Source organism: Flavobacterium microcysteis, from assembly GCF_006385255.1.
Taxonomy (GTDB): domain Bacteria; phylum Bacteroidota; class Bacteroidia; order Flavobacteriales; family Flavobacteriaceae; genus Flavobacterium; species Flavobacterium microcysteis.
Genome location: NZ_VFJE01000052.1, coordinates 141,570 through 159,960, shown reverse-complemented (window position 1 = coordinate 159,960; position 18,391 = coordinate 141,570). Strand labels below are relative to the sequence as shown.

Here is an 18,391-nt window from a genome sequence, read left to right as displayed (position 1 = left end):
TAGTTGATAGTTGATAGTCTATAGTTGATAGTCTATAGTCTATAGTTGAAAAGTCTTAAAGCTTTCTAATGAACTTATCGTATTATTTATTACCTTAAAATCTTTTCCATTGCTTTTCCTTTGGCCAATTCATCTACTAGCTTGTCCATGTAGCGAATCTGTTGCATAAGCTTGTCCTCAATATCTTCAATACGATAACCGCAGATGACTCCTGTGATTTTAGAAACATTGGGATTGATTTGAGGCGCTTCAGCAAAAAATGTTTCCAAATCTGTTTTCTGGTCAATTACTTGCTGCAAGCTTTTTTTGTCATATCCAGTCAGCCAAAAAATAACGGTATCCAATTCTTCTTTGGTACGTCCTTTTTTTTCTACTTTATGGATGTAGTGCGGATAAACACTAGCAAAAGACATCTTAAATACTCGGACATTATTCATTATTGAGGCTATTTGTTAGTTAGTTGCAAATTACAAAATACAGACAATATAAAAAAACCGACTTATTTATGAGGCGTTAATTTAGTATCTTGCATAAAAAGAAGTGACGCAGCAAATGGTAAAAAAATACGCCATATTCTTTATTATTTTTTATACGTTTTTCTGTCAGGCACAGATAGCAGATACGCTTCCTGTTCAAAAGCCTCAGAAGAGTATAGAAAAATATGACGACTATATTAAGCTGCGACTTGGACTTAGCAACAGCTTTAATTCCTTCCGTATTAAAGATAAAACAAGTCGGTTGGATTTTACTTTGTCTCCAAATCAGAGGCTACGATCAACACTAACGCTGATTTATAAATTCATTGAAGTAGATTTGGGATATACTCCTGAATTTCTCCGTTTTAATAAGGATGATGCTATCAAAGGCCATACGAAGTTTTATAATTTAGGAACAAGACTCTACTTTGGCCAATGGATGCAAGAACTACAATATGCCAAAACTAAAGGCTTTTATATAGATAAAAATGATGTTGGATTGGAAAATAACATTCTGTTTCCTCATTTTCAGGTGCAAAAAATAGGAGGGAGTACTTCATATGTCTTTAATCCGGATTTTTCATTCCGGGCCATTTTCCTGCAAAGTGAATGGCAGCAAAAAAGTGCCGGCAGTTTTGTGCCTAGCATTAGTTATTATTTTACGCAGATTAAAAACAACAATCCAAGCAAAGACCATGTTTTTGATATCGCTATAGGACCGGGATATTATTACAATTGGATCATACACAATAAATTTCTTATATCGGCTGGAACATATAGTGGTTTGGGATTCAACAGTACGAAAACCATTTACAGTGATGGTACTCCACATGAAATTTCAGAAAGTTTATCTTTTCAGGCGCAATTCCGGCTAACAGCAGGCTATAACTCAGAACGCTTTTTTGCCGGAGCAGCCACAAGTCTGAACTCATTTTCCTATAGTTCCGAAAGCCTAATTCATGTAGAAGATCAGCAGCAATTCCTGGAATTTTATATAGGATATCGTTTTAAGGCTCCAAAACGTATTAGCAGTTTATTTGAGAAGAAATAAACAGATTTCGCAATCTAAATGACTGCTTATTGTGTAAATTGTTAAAAAATCTTTATGTTAACTTTTTAAAATATGTTTTTTTATGATTTTTTAAGATATATTTACACTGCGCAAATATACCCCCCATGAAAAAGTTATATTATGCCTTCCTGGTGTTCTGCTTATGGCAGGGCATGTATGGTCAAGGGCTTTATATACCCGATGCTAATTTTAAAGCAAAATTGCTGGCAGCTGATGCCAGTAATGAGATTGCCAAAAACAGGCAAGGGGAATATATTCGTATTGATAGTAATAGGAATGGTGAGATTGAAGTTACTGAAGCTATGGTTGTCAATTATCTGAATGTGTCTTCTGCTGCTATTTCAGACCTTAGAGGTATTGAATATTTTGATGCAATTACTACTTTAATCTGTAATAATAATCAGTTAGTTTCTATTCCAACATCAGATTTGCCCTTGTTAACTTTTTTACAATGTGCAGATAATAAAATTGTTTCGTTAGATCTGACTCCATGTCCAAAACTGTATAGCCTTTCCTGTGCCAATAATAGATTGGAGAATTTGGTATTGAATAATCCAAGTCTAAACTTTATTGACTGCCAGCATAATAATCTGGTTTCATTAAACGTGAACAATTCTCTTAATTTGGAATATCTTTATTGTTCTTATAATTCGATTGCTACTCTAGCGCTTTCAGAATGCTTGCGTCTCCGCGATTTGGAATGTTCCTTTAACCAGTTAACCGTTCTTGATCTAACCAGGCAGACTAGACTTCGTGATCTGCAATGCAATAATAACCAATTGGGATTACTACAATTGGCTGGAAATTTTATCAAAAAACTATATTGTAATAACAATCAACTGAGACAACTAAATCTGTCAACTCAGATAGCTTTAGAAGAACTCAATTGTTCTAATAATATACTAACATCTTTGAATCTTACAGGGTTAAATAGGCTGAAACGAGTATTAATGCAGAATAATCAAGTAGCTTCGCTTAATGACCTGGTTGACTATCCGGAATTGGTAAGCATGATTGCAGACAATAACAAGCTATCATCGTTAACGGTTTCTTGTCCGTCTATAGCAGAGTTAAGTATTGCATACAATCAGCTGGAAAGTCTCAGGATTTATGGTTGCCGAGAGCTCAGTATCAGAGGCCTTAACTTTAGGAACAATCCTTTGACTTTGTTAGATGTGCGTGGTTTTGAAAGACTCACATCTTTATCATGTAATAATTATGGGCTAACAAGTGCCTTAACAGTAATAGCTGATGAAGGACTGCAATCGCTTAGCTTTAATGGCAACAGATTGCAATCTTTGGATATTTCCCAATGCCCGGGTGTCGAAATACTGAGTTTTGAATCAAATCCGTTGCTAACTTCACTTTTTGTGAAAAACGGTAAAGACAATACAGTCTCCTTAGAACAATCCTTGGTAAACACACCGTATCTCCGTTATATTTGTGCCGATGAAGATGAAATTAATACAATAAAAACACAGCTTGCTGTAAGGTCTGGATTTGAATGTGAAGTCAATTCATACTGTTCTTTTACGCCAGGCGGTCGTTTTAACATCGTGAAAAGTAATACTACTTTTGATTTTAATAGAAATGGTTGTGATTCAGAGGATATTGCCGCTTCTTTTGCCGGTTATAAAGTAATCCAAGGAGAAACAGAAACAATATACTTTTCAGATAAAAGCGGGCAATATAACCTGCCTTTGCTGGACGGAAATACTACCATTATTCCATTATTGGCTAATCCTAATTATTTTGAGGTTTCGCCTCCCAGCGTTACTTATACTTCTTCTGAGCAACAAGAACCTTTTGAACAGCTTTTTTGTCTGAAACACAAAGGAGAATATGCTGATTTGGAAATTTCCATATTGCCTTTGGGAGATGCCGTGCCCGGGTATACTAGTAACTATGCTATTTCGTATAGAAATAAAGGAACCAACATACAGTCTGGTACTATTGAGTTACAGTTTAATACCGCAGTATATCCAGAATCGTTTTCACTTTCAGAAGCATCACAAGATCCGGAACGTTTATCATGGTCATTTTCAAACTTAAAACCTTTTGAATCACGTACTATTCCTTTGCGTTTTAGATTGAATTCTCCTGCTGACAGTCCGGCACTCAATAGCGGTGATATTCTTAATTATAAGGCTACTATAACTTCTTCTACTTCATTAGATACTGCGCCGGAAGACAACTTGGCTATATTGCGTCAGACCGTTGTCAATTCTTTTGATCCAAACGATAAAACCTGCCTGCAAGGACTTTCAGTTTCTACTTCCTACATAGGGCAATACATACATTATATTATCCGATTTGAGAATACTGGTAATTTTGTTGCAAAAAATATCGTGGTAAAAGATCTTATCGATGTGGATCGTTTTGATATGACAAGTCTTTCGCCTATAGAAAGCAGCCATACTTTTATTACCAAAGTAGACGATAACAATACGATTGAATTTGTTTTTAAAGACATCGACCTTCCTTTTTATGATCATATTAATGATGGGTATATTGCTTTTAAAATCAAAACGAAGTCATCATTGGCAGCGGGAGACAGTTTTAGCAACGGTGCCAGTATTTATTTTGATTTTAACCTTCCGGTCATGACGGAAAGAGTAGTAACCACAATTGATTCACTTGGTGACAAAGATCATGAGTTTTCAAGCCGTTTTACAATTTCTCCAAATCCGGCAAAAGACATCTTAACCATTACCAATAAAGATGAATTGCAAATGAAATCTGTTGCCATATATAACATGATGGGGCAGCCTGTAATGATGATTTCTAACAATAGCGACAGCTCCAATGCATTTGATATATCAGATTTGGCTTCAGGAAACTACATTGTCAAAATTTATTCAGATGAAGGAATTGCAACCCGCAAGTTTATAAAATACTAGACAAAATAAAATAAGGGTAAAATTGTATATTTGTAGAGAATGGCATAGTCTTTCGCTATATATAGTACAAAATAATGAAAAAGTACCCAGTGTTTCTTCTCGCTGCATTATTAGCAGTTGCTTCTTGTAAAACAACCCATACTGTTGCCATAAACCCATCAGGCATTGAAGTTCAAGGCCATCGTGGAGATAGAGGTCATTTTCCAGAAAACAGTCTTGAAGCTTTTCGTAGTGCCGTAGACAAAGGTGCCGATGTGATTGAATTGGATGTGGTTATTTCCGGAGATCAAAAAGTAGTGGTTTCACATGAGCCTTTTATGTCGTCTGAATACGTATCGTTTCCAAATGGCCAGCCCGTTACCCGTGAAAAGGAAAAATCATATAACTTATATCATATGACATACGACAGCATTCGGAAGTTTGATATTGGTTCAAAAGGAAATGCACATTTTCCTGAGCAGCAAAAATTCAAGGCTTATAAGCCGTTATTTACAGAATTGATTGACGATATCGAAGCATATACTGCTAAACACAGACCCAACAAACCAATACGTTATAATATAGAAATTAAGTCAGGAGCAGAACAATATGGCAAATCTCAGCCACAACCAGATGTATTTGTTACGATGGTTATGGAAATCGTAAAAAAGAAAGGAATTCAGAATAGAAGCAATATCCAATCTTTTGATCCAACAATACTAAATGTATTACATAAAAAATATCCGGATATAACAATTGCTTTTTTAGCAGGAGATAGCGGACTTGCGAAAAATTTAGCGAAGCTAGACTTTAAGCCTCAAATTTACAGCCCACATTACGGACAAGTCAATCAAGCTTTGATAGATTCAATTCGAAAAATGAACCTGCGTCTAATTCCATGGACCGTAAATGACGAAAAAGATATCGACAAAATGATCGAATTGAAAGTAGATGGTATCATTACTGATTATCCTGAAAGAGTATTAAAAAAACTTTAAATAAATACATTCAAATGTTTAATTATTAAGTATTTATGTTTTATAGTAAATGGTAAACTCTCGTTTTGATTAACTATTTGAAACTTCACACGAGAATATATTTTTGCATTTAATCCTTTGCGGCTCTGTGTCTTTGAGTGAAAACAATCACTTATAAAGACACAATACAGAACATTATTTTTGGCTAATTTTTGATTCAATAAAGAAAAGCGTTTATTTTTATAGCTAAATTAGAGGCTCATAAACTACCAAGATGTATAAAATACTATCGCTCGATGGAGGCGGAAGCTGGTCCTTATTGCAATTGCTTACCTTAAAAGACAGATATCCCGATAAGACAGGCCATGCAATTCTCAAAGAATTTGATATGGTCATTGCTAATTCTGGCGGCAGCATTATCTTAGCGGCTTTGGTAGAGGATTGGCCTTTAGACAAAGCCATTGCGCTATTCAAGGAACAAAAAATCAGAGAAAAAATTTTTAGCAAGAACTCATTTTGGGAACGTTTTTTTCCGGTTGATTATATCAAGAGCATAGGACCTAAATACAGTTCCAAAAGAAAAGGAAAAGCTTTTCAGAAGTTGTTTGTAGAATCGGCTAAAAGACAAATGAACGAGCTTCCTGATTTCATTGGAAAACCGGACTTAAAACTGATTGTATGTACCTATGATGCCTTGAATAACAGGGCAAAATTCTTCCGGTCGTATGGCAGCGGACCATATTATGATTCAGTAAAGCTCACACAAGCCATTCATGGATCTTCAAACGCTCCGATACAATATTTTGATTTTCCTGCCCGTTTTAAAGCTAAGAATTCAGGAGTGTTTTTTGAATTATGGGATGGAGCCTTGGGAGGATTTAACAATCCAATTGCTGCCGGAGTCATTGAAGCCATAAAATCCGGAGTACCAAAAGATTCCATCACTTTAGTTTCTTTGGGAACTTCTAATAAATCAATGTCAAATGATGATAAAAAGAAGTTTTACGATATCAAACAGATAACTATAGAACAACGTTTTAAAAAATATAAGTTCTGGTTATGGAAGCCGCAATTGCAGTTTTTTAAAATGGCAATTGTAAATCAGGCAAAAACCATATTATATGAACCGCCAGATTGGTCGAACTATGTGGCGTTGATGTTTCTATTTGGTGAAGAATATAAAAATGGTCTGGATCCGACTCAATTGAAACGGTTTGTAAGGCTTTCGCCTATGATTCATACGGATAAAAATACGCTTCCGGAAGTTGAAGAACTGCTGAATACGCTATATCGTATGGATATGAACCTGACTAAAGACGAAGAAATTCAAAAATTGGAAGAATGTTATGCTAACTGGAAAGAAGGAAAAATACCCAACCAACCTATAGAATATTCCATTACCAGAGATAATGAGTTACTGCCTAGCTTTGGACACGTAAAATATAATGACGGCATAAGCGATTGGAAATCGTAAACATAATGCATAACAACCTAAAAGCCCTAATTATCCATGATGTATATTGACCGATTAATTGTAATTTTCTTATTAGGAGGTTTTGCCTTATTAACCATGCTGGTGCTTTTCAATCCGTTAAAGGTCAATAAGAAAGCAAATATATGGTTGGGATTGTTTTTATTTTTATGGGGTACTTTTTGGGTTGATGAAGCTTTGGATATTCTTGGAATACAAACCGTTAGCCGGTCATTTTCATTCGTTTTGAGTTTCCTGCAATTTTTTACTCCGCTCACATTTTATTATAGTGTTGTTTATTTTACAAATCCAACATTCTCATTTTCTCTTAAAGAAGCAAAACATCTGCCGTTAGCATTCTTGTTTTTAGTTTTATTGTCGTTGTCGTTCTTTTATGACAAGGTTGATAAAAATAGCCTTACTACATGGCTTACAGTAATTATGCTTATACAGAGTTTATTTTATGCACTTTATTCCTGTGAGATGATCAACCGTCATCAGAAAAAAATTCAGCAGTTTTCTTCAGATACTTATCCGATAAGTCTAAATTGGCTTAAATATATTGCTTACACAATACTGGGTTCCGGAATTATAATCACGATATATAATATCATATTTACTGCAGAAAGGCCAAGTACCTATATGAATTTCGCTTTCCTGATAGCGATTTATTTTATTGCCTATTATTCGTTAAAACAAGAAGAAGTTTATCCTACAGAACCTCAACAAGCAGAAAGTGTTTTTTCGCTAGACGAAGAAAATAAAACCAGTGAACCTCAAAAATTCAGATTGCTTAGTGAAGAAGAAACAGAACTTATAAAGCAAAAATTATTGGTAATTATGGAATCTGAAGCTCCATATCTTGACGGGGATTTAAATTTGATAAAATTGGCAAAACTGATGGGAGTGACCCCACACCAGCTTTCCTATGTTATCAACACAGGATTTAATGAAAATTTCTTTCAGTTTATCAATAAGTATAGAATTGAAAAAGCAAAACAATTGTTGGGTGATAGTAAAAACAATAACCTCTCTATTTTAGGAATTGCTTTTGAGTCGGGATTTAATTCCAAGACATCTTTTAATATCACTTTTAAAAAATTTACTGATCTTACACCTTCAGAATTTAAAAAAAAGAGTTCCAATTTATAAAATGGAACTTTTCGTTTTTTAAGTGCTTATTTTAGAGTGATTTACAAGATGTAAGTTCTATGTAAAAAAGGAGTTCGCTTCTATAAATCCAAACATTTTAGCAGTAGCCAGAGTATACTTTTGACAAAAAAAGATAATCATGCTACTAAAGAATAATGAAACAACTGCACATGGTAATGAAACAGAATATGCTGTCGTTACCGGAGCCAGCCAGGGTTTGGGAAGGGCTTTTGCTTATGAACTGGCTAAAAATAATATTCCACTTATTTTGATGAGTCTCCCGGGACAAGAACTTTCCGAACTGTCATCCGAAATTTCAGAACAATATGGCGTACCCGTTTTTTGTTATGAAACGGACCTGTCTGTCAAAGAAAACGTACTGGATTTTGCTGCTTGGGTTAATGCAAACTTTTCTGTGTTTATGCTAATCAATAATGCCGGAACTGGCGGTAGCAGGAGATTTGATGAAGCCTCGGCTGAATATATCAGCAAAATTATACAGGTAAATGTAATGGCCACTTCACTATTAACGCATCAATTGCTTCCAAATTTGAAAAAAGTAGAGAAGGCTTATATACTGAATGTATCGAGTATGGCGGCATTTTGCCCTATTGGCTACAAAACGGTCTATCCTGCTTCTAAAGCCTTCGTGCATTCTTTTTCCAGAGGATTATGCGAAGAACTAAAAAGCACCAATGTCTTTGTCAGCGTTGTGAATCCGGGTGCGATGAAAACAAGTCCTGAGATTACCCGACGAATTGAAAAACAAGGCTTCTTAGGAAAACTGACGCTTCTTAATCCGGATGCTGTGGCAAAATACTGTATCCAGCAACTCCTAAAACGAGATACGGTAATCATGGTCAATAGAATAAGCTGGCTCATGCTTATTATTCTTCCAATCTGGATAAAATTACCGCTATTGACACGGTCGATAAAAAGAGAATTAAGTGTAGAAGTATGAAAACAGTTTTTGTTACGGGTGCCAATGGTTTGTTAGGAACAAACTTAGTACATGAAATGCTTTCTCATGGTTGGCTGGTTAAGGCATTAGTCCGAAATCCGGATAACTATAAAGGAGAACAGCATCCGTATTTGGAATTGATAAAAGGAAATTTGTTTGATGACTTAACTCCTTACATGAAAGGGTGTGGTGTGGTTATCCACATCGCGGCTGAAACCAGGCAGGATTTATTACACTATTCCGATTATCAAAAAACAAATTGTGAGGCTACGGTAAGTTTGTTTCAGTCTGCGCTTGAATCAGGGTCAGTCAAGAAATTTGTTTTTGTAAGTTCAGCAAATACAGTAGGGCATAGTGACTTCTTCGAATTGGGTTCTGAAGATAAAGCCGTACGTTTTCCGTTTAACGAATCGTATTATGCCAAAAGCAAACTGGAGGCAGAGAATTTCCTTTTACAGAACAAAGAAAATATGGACATAATTATTGTAAACCCAACCTTTATGCTTGGCGCTTATGATACGAAACCCAGTTCCGGTAAAATAATCTTGATGGGATGGAAGAAGCACATCCTGTTTTATCCGCCGGGAGGTAAAAACTTTGTTGATGTCAAAGATGTTTCAAGAGGAATTATTGCCTGTATTGAAAAAGGAAAAAACGGAGAAAAGTACCTGTTAGCCAATAACAATTTGACCTATAAAGCTTTTTTTGAATTGCTTAGCGAATATTCTAATCAACAGCCAATTATGATACCGCTACCTAAATGGCTACTTCATATGCTTGGATATGGAGGTAACTGCGCAAGATTCTTCGGATTGCAAACAAGTATGAGCCTGACTAATATGCGTATTCTGTGTCAGGATAATTTCTTTACCAATAAGAAATCGGTGAAAGAACTGGGAATCCAATATCGACCTATTGATAATGCTGTGCAGGATGCTGTGTCTTATTTTAAGTCGGAGAATGTTTTAAAATAAGTATTTTAAAAAGGGATATCAGTAAGGTTACGTGTTTACATTTCTCTTTTTTTGCTTAGCTTTTTTCTTTCAATCTTTTCGGTATATTTGTAAAAATAGGTAATAAAAGTTTTTACCTATATTGTTGCAATGACACCAAAATGGCCTGGATATATTTTTTAATTGTGTTATTCTTATTTTTCCTCTGGAGTAAACATTCTGGGAAAAAAATTAATACATGGAGAGAAAATAGCAAAATGGAATTTGTAGAAGAAGTTCGTAATAATTGGAAGGAAATAAAAATCAAATCTATTGACTGTGTTATTATAAATTTTGACACAAAAGTAGATCGGAATTCATCAGGCTATTTATTGTCAAATGAAGATGAAAATGAAAATTTTTTGGAATGGATATCTAAAGATTCACAAAGAGAGGATTTAGTTGATTTACATAGAACTAAGATATTATGTAAATACAGAGAGGGTGAAAAAATCACAAAAGAATTTTCAACTACTGTTGATATGGATAAAACTGTAGTGGAATTTAAATTAAGATTGCGAGACTATATAAGCGTATATGTACCTAATGATTCTGATGAAGAAAATTATTTTATTGATTTAGAGTTTTTGAATGAAGAGATTGATTTTACAAAATTTAAGTAAAAGGGTATATAAATTTGACAAAACAGCTGCTTTTAAGCTTTATTCTTTGCTTACTATTTCTGTTTTTCTAATCTATTATTGGTTAACTTTTTTTATAATTTTTTCTATTCTTAAGTAATCTTCCATATTGGGATAGGAGAGCGTTTTAATAAAAAAACTATCATCACAAATTTCGAATTCTAATTCCTTTTCATCTTTAAAAAAGTTTAGAAGTTTAATTATGTAGCGAATGTTATTTGATTTTCTTATTGTAAAACTCTCGTAATTATCAAGTTTAATTTCATCGTCATTTCTGAATAGATCAATTAAGGTTTCAAAACTTGTTTTTTCTCTAAAATAATAATGACCCGATAGTTGTTCATCTTTTATCCAAAACATAATTTGTGATTCGTGATAACCCAACTCATGTCTACTTGTGTTTATTTCAACTGCGGGAAAAAACACGAAACAATTTCCTTTATCATTTAAAAAGGAACTTGAATACGACCAATCATCATATTTAGATAAGATTTCCGTTTTTTCAAGCAGTTCCAATTGCTTATTTGTTAGCTTTTTATATGTAAATCCATTTTTTTTGATATAGTTTTTAAGTTCTTCAGCTTCTTTTTCGGGGCCATGGTAAAATTGTTCTATCTCATCAGAATCTTTTATTCTATCTAAATTATTATGTGGAATCCAATGCCCGGACTCAGCCTGTTCTAAAGTTATTTTTGTTCCTGTTTCAGGATCATAAATAAATTCATCTGCTAAACTTTCTTTTAACCTCTTTATTTCTTCAGTTTCGCTTTTACTTTCAAAAGTCATTATTTTCCAGAAGAAAAATACAATAACGATTCCAACAATTATAACTACTGTATCACTCATGTTGATTAAATGTTTGCCGGCGTCCTCAGCATATTATCGTGCTGACACCATCTTACTTATTTGATTATTCCAATTTCAGAATAAATATAAAAGGAATGGTTTTACCGTGGTTAAATATTTATAATTTTAACAAATATGCATTATGGGCAGACAATACTTAATAGTTTTTCTCTTAGCAAACAATTATTAAAAAATTTACTTTTTTAATTACACGTGCATACTTAGAAAAAACTTTTCACTTCTAAATATCATTTGATTCAAATCGTTTTCGCAATATGTTTTTATTTAAAAAAAACTCATATTCAATGGTTTATAAATAATATTGCTACACGTGTATATATGCGTTTATCGTTTTTATTTTTTGTCCGTCCTGTTTTTTTTCTTTGTAAGGTAACAGTCATTCATATATTATTTCGCCTATAAAACGATATTGGAACTTAAAGCTGTTGCTACCTGCTAGAAAATTGAGTGTACAACTGCAGAAATGTTCCAAATTATGGATAAGCCAATAAACTTAAGGTCTTTTGGGCAACTACTATTTAAATTCCTGTCCCCCAGTTTTTATTTTTTAGTACACCACTTATCTATACTTACCCCATCAGCCTTATCATCTTGTTTGTTTGAGAATGTTCTTTCATAATTTGAAAGCAAACCATCTTATTTATAATTGTTGTTTAGGGCATCATCAGTATAGAATTAACAAATCGAACAAACTTAACCTTAAAATAAATCAGAGATGAACAACAAATTTCTAACCTTATTATTTGTTATGGGAGCTTGTGGCGCTTATGGACAGGTTGGGATTGGAACAGAAATGCCTAATGGTTCTACCCAGTTGGAGGTCGTTGCTAATAACAAAGGTATTTTAACCTCGCAAGTACCTCTTACGAGTGCAACAGCTCTTACTTCCAATGTTACATCCGATTATTACGTGCATTATAATCAGTTACAGGAAAACAATAGAAATCTCGAACAATCGCAGAAAGTATCACAACGGGCTATCATGATATTGATCTTCTTTTTAGTAACCTGTGGTATTCTGCTATTGCTATTACTTCGTGCTTATAATAAAATCAGAAATGATTATAAAAAGAAGGCAGCATTATATGAGGTCATTGAAAATAAAAACATTTCCTTATCCAAAGCTGATGCAGTTAAATCAAACCTGGTTTCTATACTGGCGCATGATTTCCGTTCACCTCTTATTTCAACGCTTTATATGATGCGTTTGCTGGAACGAAATACGGAACTACTTACTCAATCCGAAAAAGAATCTTTTTATATGGCCATAAGCAACGATATTTCAGTAACGTTGGAAAATTTTGATGCTACTCTGCAATGGATCAAACGCCAGCTTGGAGAATTCAAAATCAATATGGAAACCGTAAATATCCGTTCGCTACTTGACGAAGCTATTAGCGGCTACAATGTGCAGCTCAATGAAAAAGGTATTACGGTTATTAATAATATACCCAATGGAATTTTAGCTACATCTGATAGGGAAATGCTGCAATTCGTAAACAGAAACCTATTGTCGAATGCATTAAAATTTTCTCCAAAAGGGAAAACTATTGCTATAGATGCCTTCAAAACCGGGAACGAAATTATAATTTCTGTAAAAGATGAAGGACCAGGACTATCAGATAATCAAATTAAAAAACTGTTTTCTATAAGCAATAAGGCGGGTTCAACACATCAAGGCGCAGGTATCGCACTTTCGTTTAGTAAAGATTTTATAGTAAAACTTGGTGGACGGATTTGGGCTGAAAACCGCAATACAGGCGGTACTATTTTCAGTTATGGTGTTCCATCCGGATCAATTGATAGGGAAAGAACGCCTTCAAAGATTGTGGCTTAATCACTAGCAATAAGAACAACAATAAGTCTAAACAACTTTATCTACTTCCTGTTCGTAAATTATATTGATGTCGTTTTTTAAATGATCGATGAAATAGGAGGGAGATATGCCTGTTTCTTTTTTAAATATAGTTGTAAATACTTCTCTTGAGGAAAAACCGCATAACTCTGCAAGATAACTTATTTTATACTCCCTGTGTTTGGGTTCTTCATAAAGCAATTCTACAATATAGTTTATCCTTAAGCCATTGATGTAGTTGTTAAATGATTTTCCTTTATATTTTTTTATAACTTCAGAAAGATATCGTGTGTTGGTATTCAAGTGATTAGCTAACCAAGTAAGGCTAACTTCCTTTTTAATGACATTTTTAGATCTTTCAAACTTCTCCAGTTTTAAGAGTAGGGCATCAGCAGTTTCCTCTGTAATAGTAAATGGCTTATCTGATGAAGTCTTACTATAATTTTCTTCTTCAATAAGGGCTTCCGGCCTTTTTTCAGCCTTTAGTTTTTCAATTAGGTTTTCATAGTTTTTGTGTAAAATCCTGTTCTTTCTTTTCCAGAATAGAATTACAGCTAAAGCTATAACCACAATAATGCCTCCGGCAATTATTGCTATCGTAGTAGTATGTTTCTTTTTCTCCTGCGAAACGATTTGATTTACAGGCGCATCAATGCTTGTTTTTTCAGCTTCGCTAATACTATCAATCAGTTTTTCATGTAATGCTGTATATTTTGAAAGAAGTGTCTTATCACCTTTTTCTAAATAAGCTGCCGACAATAGTTCATAAGCGTCCACCCTATCATAAGGCGAATTTACTTTTCTTTCTAATTCTAGGACATTAGTCGCATATTCTATTGTTTTATCAGGATCACCATTATTATTATAAAAGTTGCTTAAATAAACCAATAATAACATTTTGCTTTGGAGGGGAATCTTATACTTTTCGTTTTTGTGTATTTCTAGGGCATCCAGAAAATACTTTTCTGCAAGATCCATTCTTGGCCCGTCAGGATAAAACATATATAGCCGTCCAAGACTTCCGTTTGCGTTAGCAATGATATCATATTTAGCATCTAATGTAACATCGGGGTTATTGTCCTGTATTTTTTTCGCTTCTTCTAAACTTTTTTCATAATAATATAAAATGCTATCCTGAGATTTGTTTGTCCGCTGAAAATAGAGGGTCATGTTTTCATAAACGAAAGCTGTTCTGTGATGACGAAGGTTTTTTTCAGGTATTTTTTTTGCATACTTTAAAGAAGTTTGAAATTCTTTATAGCTTTTTTCGCTTATTCCCAATCGCCCATGCGAGAAAGCTCTAAGCCTATACAGATCTGAAAGTAATGTGTAATTTTCAGCCTCTAATGCCAGCGGCTCTATTTTGTAACCAATCTCAATTACTTTATCATAATCACCTCTGCCTACATGAAAAAAGCTTAATGCCACTTCACTCGCTACAATTCCTTCTTTGTATCCGATACGTTTAGAAGCTTCTTTTGCCTCAGACAAGAGCTTAAAGCCTTTTACGGTATCACTAGTGAATTTTAAATAGTGTTTGCCATCCTGTAATAATTTGTCTATATCCTTTTTATTTGATTGGGCGCTGAGTGTAGTAATAAACAAGCAGAGAAGGAGTAAAGCTGAAAATATTCTTTTCATAATTTTTTAATTAGGCTACTACAAATTTAATTGTTTTGTAGTATACGCCTTACCCCGAGGGCTATTTTTATCATTTATTCAAAAGGAACCCATTTAAAACCTTAGTTTTATAATTTATAATTTAATTGTTTTAAAATCAGTGATTTATTTGTTGTTTTTAGTGTGATATATTCCGAAATGATTACATACATGCATTTACTTGCGTAGTTTTTTGGCTTAAAATTGCATCAGATTTCATGCATTATTTTTTAATCACAAATTACTATGGTTTTAGAAAGCATTTCAGGTTTTTATTCCAAATTAATAGAAGTTGGAACTGAAAAGTATTCACACAAAATGGAAGTGGAACACATTAAGCTATGGAATAAAAGTTTTCTTTCGCTTTCACTTTTATTTTTTGCTATTGCTGTATCTGATTTTATTTATATAGCATCATTAATCTCATATTGCTTCTTTTTGCTGTCAATTCTTTTCTTTTATGTCGTATACACCGATTTAAAATTTAATGCCCTTGCACAAACTTTTGCCTATCTATTATTAGTTTTTATCTTCTTTTATATATCTTCTCATACAGGGTTAGCATCAGGAATTCATCTCTATTACATTCCCCTGATTCTGTCTTTGCCTTATTTTTTAAAAGTCAGTAGAAATAAAAAGGCAATCGCATTAATATGCTTTTTTCTTTTTTTTATAGTGTTTTTAGATGTTAAAACAAATTCTTTTGAACATCCGAAGAAGGACATGATTTTTCTAGAATCATTACTAGGGTCAATTGGACTTGTCTTTTGGTTTATCTATTTTATAATAAGGAAACAGGCTATATCGATTAAATTCTATAAAAAGAAGGTTGAAATGTGGGTGAGGGAAGCAGAGATTGATATGGATAAATTAAAGGAAGTTATTGACATGGCTGTACAGAACAATAGTCATTTTTTTCCAAAATTTAAAAAACTGTACCCTTATTTTTGCGAAAGATTGGTTGAGATACAACCTAATGTAGTGGCAAGCGAACAGGAGTTTTGCGCCTATATAAAATTAGGTTTCACAACAAAGGAAATAGCTAAGTTTACCAATTCCAGTATTAGAAGCATAGAAGGTAAAAAATATAGAATTAGAAGAAAGTATAATATTGGAGAAAAGGTTGATATTTATATATGGGCTGCTAATTTATAAAGAGTTGGGTATTTTAAATATGCATAGTATAGTAAAAATTAATTTTAGAAACGTAATTGAAATTTTTTCTTTTTATTCTAATATTTCAATCTTTATCCTATACTCATCCATGTTTTTAATGTACTGAAAATCAATATCCATAATCACATTTCCCTGATAAGTATATTCTTCGTATTTGATTTCATCATCTTGAAAACTTTGATTATCATAAGAGAAGGCTTTTTTTACATTACTTTTTAAATTTCTGAATGTATTTTCTGCTATAGATGAATCTTTAAAGAAAATTTCAGCTACAAAACTAATTTTTTCCCCTCTTTGTAAAAAGTAAAAATCCTCATTTCGATTTGATATGAAATTACAAGAGTATTTAGCTCCATATACACGAAGATTTTTCTTTTTTGATGCCATACTAACTCCGATACCTTTTTTTAAAAAAATAAATTTTCCCCTTCTATTTTTAATAAATTTTAAAATATCCATAAGATCATCTATTGAATCTTCATTCCATTTGCTAAAGTCAGCGGAAAAACGTTGAATATTCTCAATTTCAAGTAAACCTAATCCATTATGAGGAAAACTGCTGTATAATGAGAGTTCATCTCCAGGGATATTTAAGCTAGGCATGTATTTGTCGTCCGCAAACCAAGTGAGTCTTCCACTAATATTGAGTGTATCTTTTGGATTAATCCAATTTTCAAACTGTTTTCCACTAACAGGCTGTATAGCTATTATATTTTTAGGATCATCTCTAAGAACAAACTCAACTAGATATTTTCCAGAAAAAATTACTGGCGTATCATTGGAATTGTATATTGAAAATGAAACGTCTACAATTGGATTTTCACTGCTTTCGTCCCATTCAAATTTCCTATTATATATCATTAAATTGGAAACATATTTATTATTAGCATTTATAATATGGTAGGTTTCTTTACGAGCCCAGAGCAATATATTACTTTTATAAATGTCTTTATCTGAGATATTATAGCCCATTGCAGTGGATACACTTGTGAAAATTTCACGTTGCTGTTCTACATGTTCTTTAGGTAGGGCGCTGTACAATTCAGGGTCCGCTAAAATTCTTTGTGTATAATCAATCATTCCAGCAATTTTCCCATTTCGAAAAGCAGTCATTCGTTGAATATTTGTTGGATGACTGGTAATTACAACATTTGCACTATCCATGAGAAGAATTTGCTGATATGCATCGTTCATAATTTCTATAGACCCCTTGTTATATTGTTCGAAATTAAAATTATTGTCAGCCTCATATCTTTTCTTGATGTCATAATGGGTTACCAATGAAAATAAGGTGCCAGCAATTACATCTGCAAAGCATTCGAAATAAATTTGAAGCTCACCTTTTGGCGCTTCAAAAACTATTTTGTCAAACATGGAGTGTTGTAATACATGCCCAATTTCATGTCCTAAGACGAAACGTGCAAAAATCTGCTTAAATAATTCACCTTTATCTTTAGTATAGGGTTCAATCTGATTTAAATTTATCACAAGATTGTCTTTGGAAAGATGTGACTGTTCAGAAACTGAGTATAATAATGGTGGAATTTTAATTTTAAAGTCTTTGGTGACATAAAGGAAATTTTCATATTCTCGATCAAATATACCCTTAAGTGTCAAATTTTGATTTTGCGCTAGAGAGGCAAAACTGAAAAGAAAAAGTATTATACTATATGTATAATTTTTATTTTGCATTTGACTTGATTTTATAAGTGGAGAGCAAAACTGTTTTAATGAAGGAAGTCGTAATTATAATATAAAGGCTAATGAAGCCGTAGTTTTGTATTGCAAGATCTTTTTGATACCACCTATTTACGGGGCTACAATCGGCACCTTTTAAAAAATTCTCATAATTATTTTCTTTTTGCCAGCCTTTCCAATCAATTTTAAATTCGGGTCTAACCTCTGCGTAAGAAATGATTACTCTGTTATTATAGCATGATATGCTATATTTATAATACATAATTTCGTAAGCTATGAGTGCAAGTATAAATATTGATCCAGGAATTAATATTTTTTTTGCAGGTATATTTTCAGTTGATACATTTCTTTGAAAATAGATTACTAAGACACCGGTAATGAAGATAACGACATTTCGCCAATTTATTCCCTCATTTTCATCACTACTAATAACAGGAGGTCTTGCGATGAATGAAGTGATTGTTGTAATAATGACCAGCCCTAAACCAAAAATAGTATTAATATGTTTTTGCATA

At 33.2% G+C, this 18,391-nt stretch carries 15 protein-coding genes; 10 read left to right on the top strand and 5 right to left on the bottom strand.

All coding sequences use genetic code 11. The annotated features are described in order from the left end of the window. Window positions 1-89: 89 nt before the first annotated feature. A complete protein-coding gene (locus FJA49_RS06315) occupies window positions 90-437 on the bottom strand; it encodes a DUF2200 domain-containing protein (protein ID WP_139999985.1) in 348 nt (115 codons plus the stop codon). Window positions 438-552: 115 nt separating this feature from the next. Between FJA49_RS06315 and FJA49_RS06310 the strand changes: the two genes are divergently transcribed. From FJA49_RS06310 to FJA49_RS06275, 8 genes are all read left to right on the top strand, one after another. Next, entirely contained in the window at window positions 553-1,527 is a 975-nt protein-coding gene (locus tag FJA49_RS06310; RefSeq protein WP_139999983.1) for a DUF4421 family protein, read from the top strand. Between the two features lie 125 nt (window positions 1,528-1,652). Beyond that, a complete protein-coding gene (locus FJA49_RS06305) occupies window positions 1,653-4,448 on the top strand; it encodes a DUF7619 domain-containing protein (protein ID WP_139999981.1) in 2,796 nt (931 codons plus the stop codon). A 74-nt stretch (window positions 4,449-4,522) separates the two neighbouring features. Further along, entirely contained in the window at window positions 4,523-5,425 is a 903-nt protein-coding gene (locus FJA49_RS06300; RefSeq protein WP_139999978.1) for a glycerophosphodiester phosphodiesterase family protein, read from the top strand. 253 nt (window positions 5,426-5,678) lie between these two features. Beyond that, the gene (locus FJA49_RS06295) at window positions 5,679-6,878 is read left to right on the top strand and encodes a patatin-like phospholipase family protein (protein ID WP_139999975.1); all 1,200 of its coding nucleotides are present in this window, start codon (window positions 5,679-5,681) and stop codon (window positions 6,876-6,878) included. Between the two features lie 36 nt (window positions 6,879-6,914). Beyond that, entirely contained in the window at window positions 6,915-8,027 is a 1,113-nt protein-coding gene (locus FJA49_RS06290; RefSeq protein WP_139999974.1) for a helix-turn-helix domain-containing protein, read from the top strand. Between the two features lie 139 nt (window positions 8,028-8,166). Beyond that, window positions 8,167-8,988 carry an SDR family NAD(P)-dependent oxidoreductase gene (locus tag FJA49_RS06285; protein WP_139999973.1) on the top strand — a complete coding sequence of 274 codons (822 nt, stop codon included), beginning with the start codon at window positions 8,167-8,169 and terminating at the stop codon, window positions 8,986-8,988. Then, the gene (locus tag FJA49_RS06280; protein ID WP_139999972.1) at window positions 8,985-9,962 is read left to right on the top strand and encodes an NAD-dependent epimerase/dehydratase family protein; all 978 of its coding nucleotides are present in this window, start codon (window positions 8,985-8,987) and stop codon (window positions 9,960-9,962) included. The genes FJA49_RS06285 and FJA49_RS06280 overlap by 4 nt, the downstream gene beginning before the upstream one ends. Window positions 9,963-10,198: 236 nt before the next feature. After that, the gene (locus FJA49_RS06275; RefSeq protein ID WP_139999971.1) at window positions 10,199-10,603 is read left to right on the top strand and encodes a hypothetical protein; all 405 of its coding nucleotides are present in this window, start codon (window positions 10,199-10,201) and stop codon (window positions 10,601-10,603) included. Between the two features lie 75 nt (window positions 10,604-10,678). On the opposite strand, the gene FJA49_RS06270 is transcribed toward FJA49_RS06275, so the two are convergent. Next, entirely contained in the window at window positions 10,679-11,467 is a 789-nt protein-coding gene (locus tag FJA49_RS06270; RefSeq protein ID WP_139999970.1) for a hypothetical protein, read from the bottom strand. Window positions 11,468-12,203: 736 nt separating this feature from the next. Between FJA49_RS06270 and FJA49_RS06265 the strand changes: the two genes are divergently transcribed. Next, entirely contained in the window at window positions 12,204-13,325 is a 1,122-nt protein-coding gene (locus FJA49_RS06265) for a sensor histidine kinase (protein ID WP_139999969.1), read from the top strand. 27 nt (window positions 13,326-13,352) lie between these two features. Here the strand turns inward: FJA49_RS06265 and FJA49_RS06260 are convergent, their stop codons facing one another. Beyond that, window positions 13,353-14,984, bottom strand: a complete 1,632-nt coding sequence (locus FJA49_RS06260; protein ID WP_139999968.1) for a helix-turn-helix domain-containing protein — start codon at window positions 14,982-14,984, stop codon at window positions 13,353-13,355. A 264-nt stretch (window positions 14,985-15,248) separates the two neighbouring features. On the opposite strand from FJA49_RS06260, the gene FJA49_RS06255 reads away from it, so the two are divergent. After that, entirely contained in the window at window positions 15,249-16,157 is a 909-nt protein-coding gene (locus FJA49_RS06255) for a helix-turn-helix transcriptional regulator (protein ID WP_139999967.1), read from the top strand. A gap of 72 nt (window positions 16,158-16,229) precedes the next feature. On the opposite strand, the gene FJA49_RS06250 is transcribed toward FJA49_RS06255, so the two are convergent. Both FJA49_RS06250 and FJA49_RS06245 read right to left on the bottom strand, forming a co-directional pair. Beyond that, window positions 16,230-17,870 carry an ImmA/IrrE family metallo-endopeptidase gene (locus tag FJA49_RS06250; RefSeq protein WP_139999966.1) on the bottom strand — a complete coding sequence of 547 codons (1,641 nt, stop codon included), beginning with the start codon at window positions 17,868-17,870 and terminating at the stop codon, window positions 16,230-16,232. Further along, a complete protein-coding gene (locus FJA49_RS06245) occupies window positions 17,860-18,390 on the bottom strand; it encodes a hypothetical protein (protein WP_139999965.1) in 531 nt (176 codons plus the stop codon). The genes FJA49_RS06250 and FJA49_RS06245 overlap by 11 nt, the downstream gene beginning before the upstream one ends. Window position 18,391: the final 1 nt, after the last annotated feature.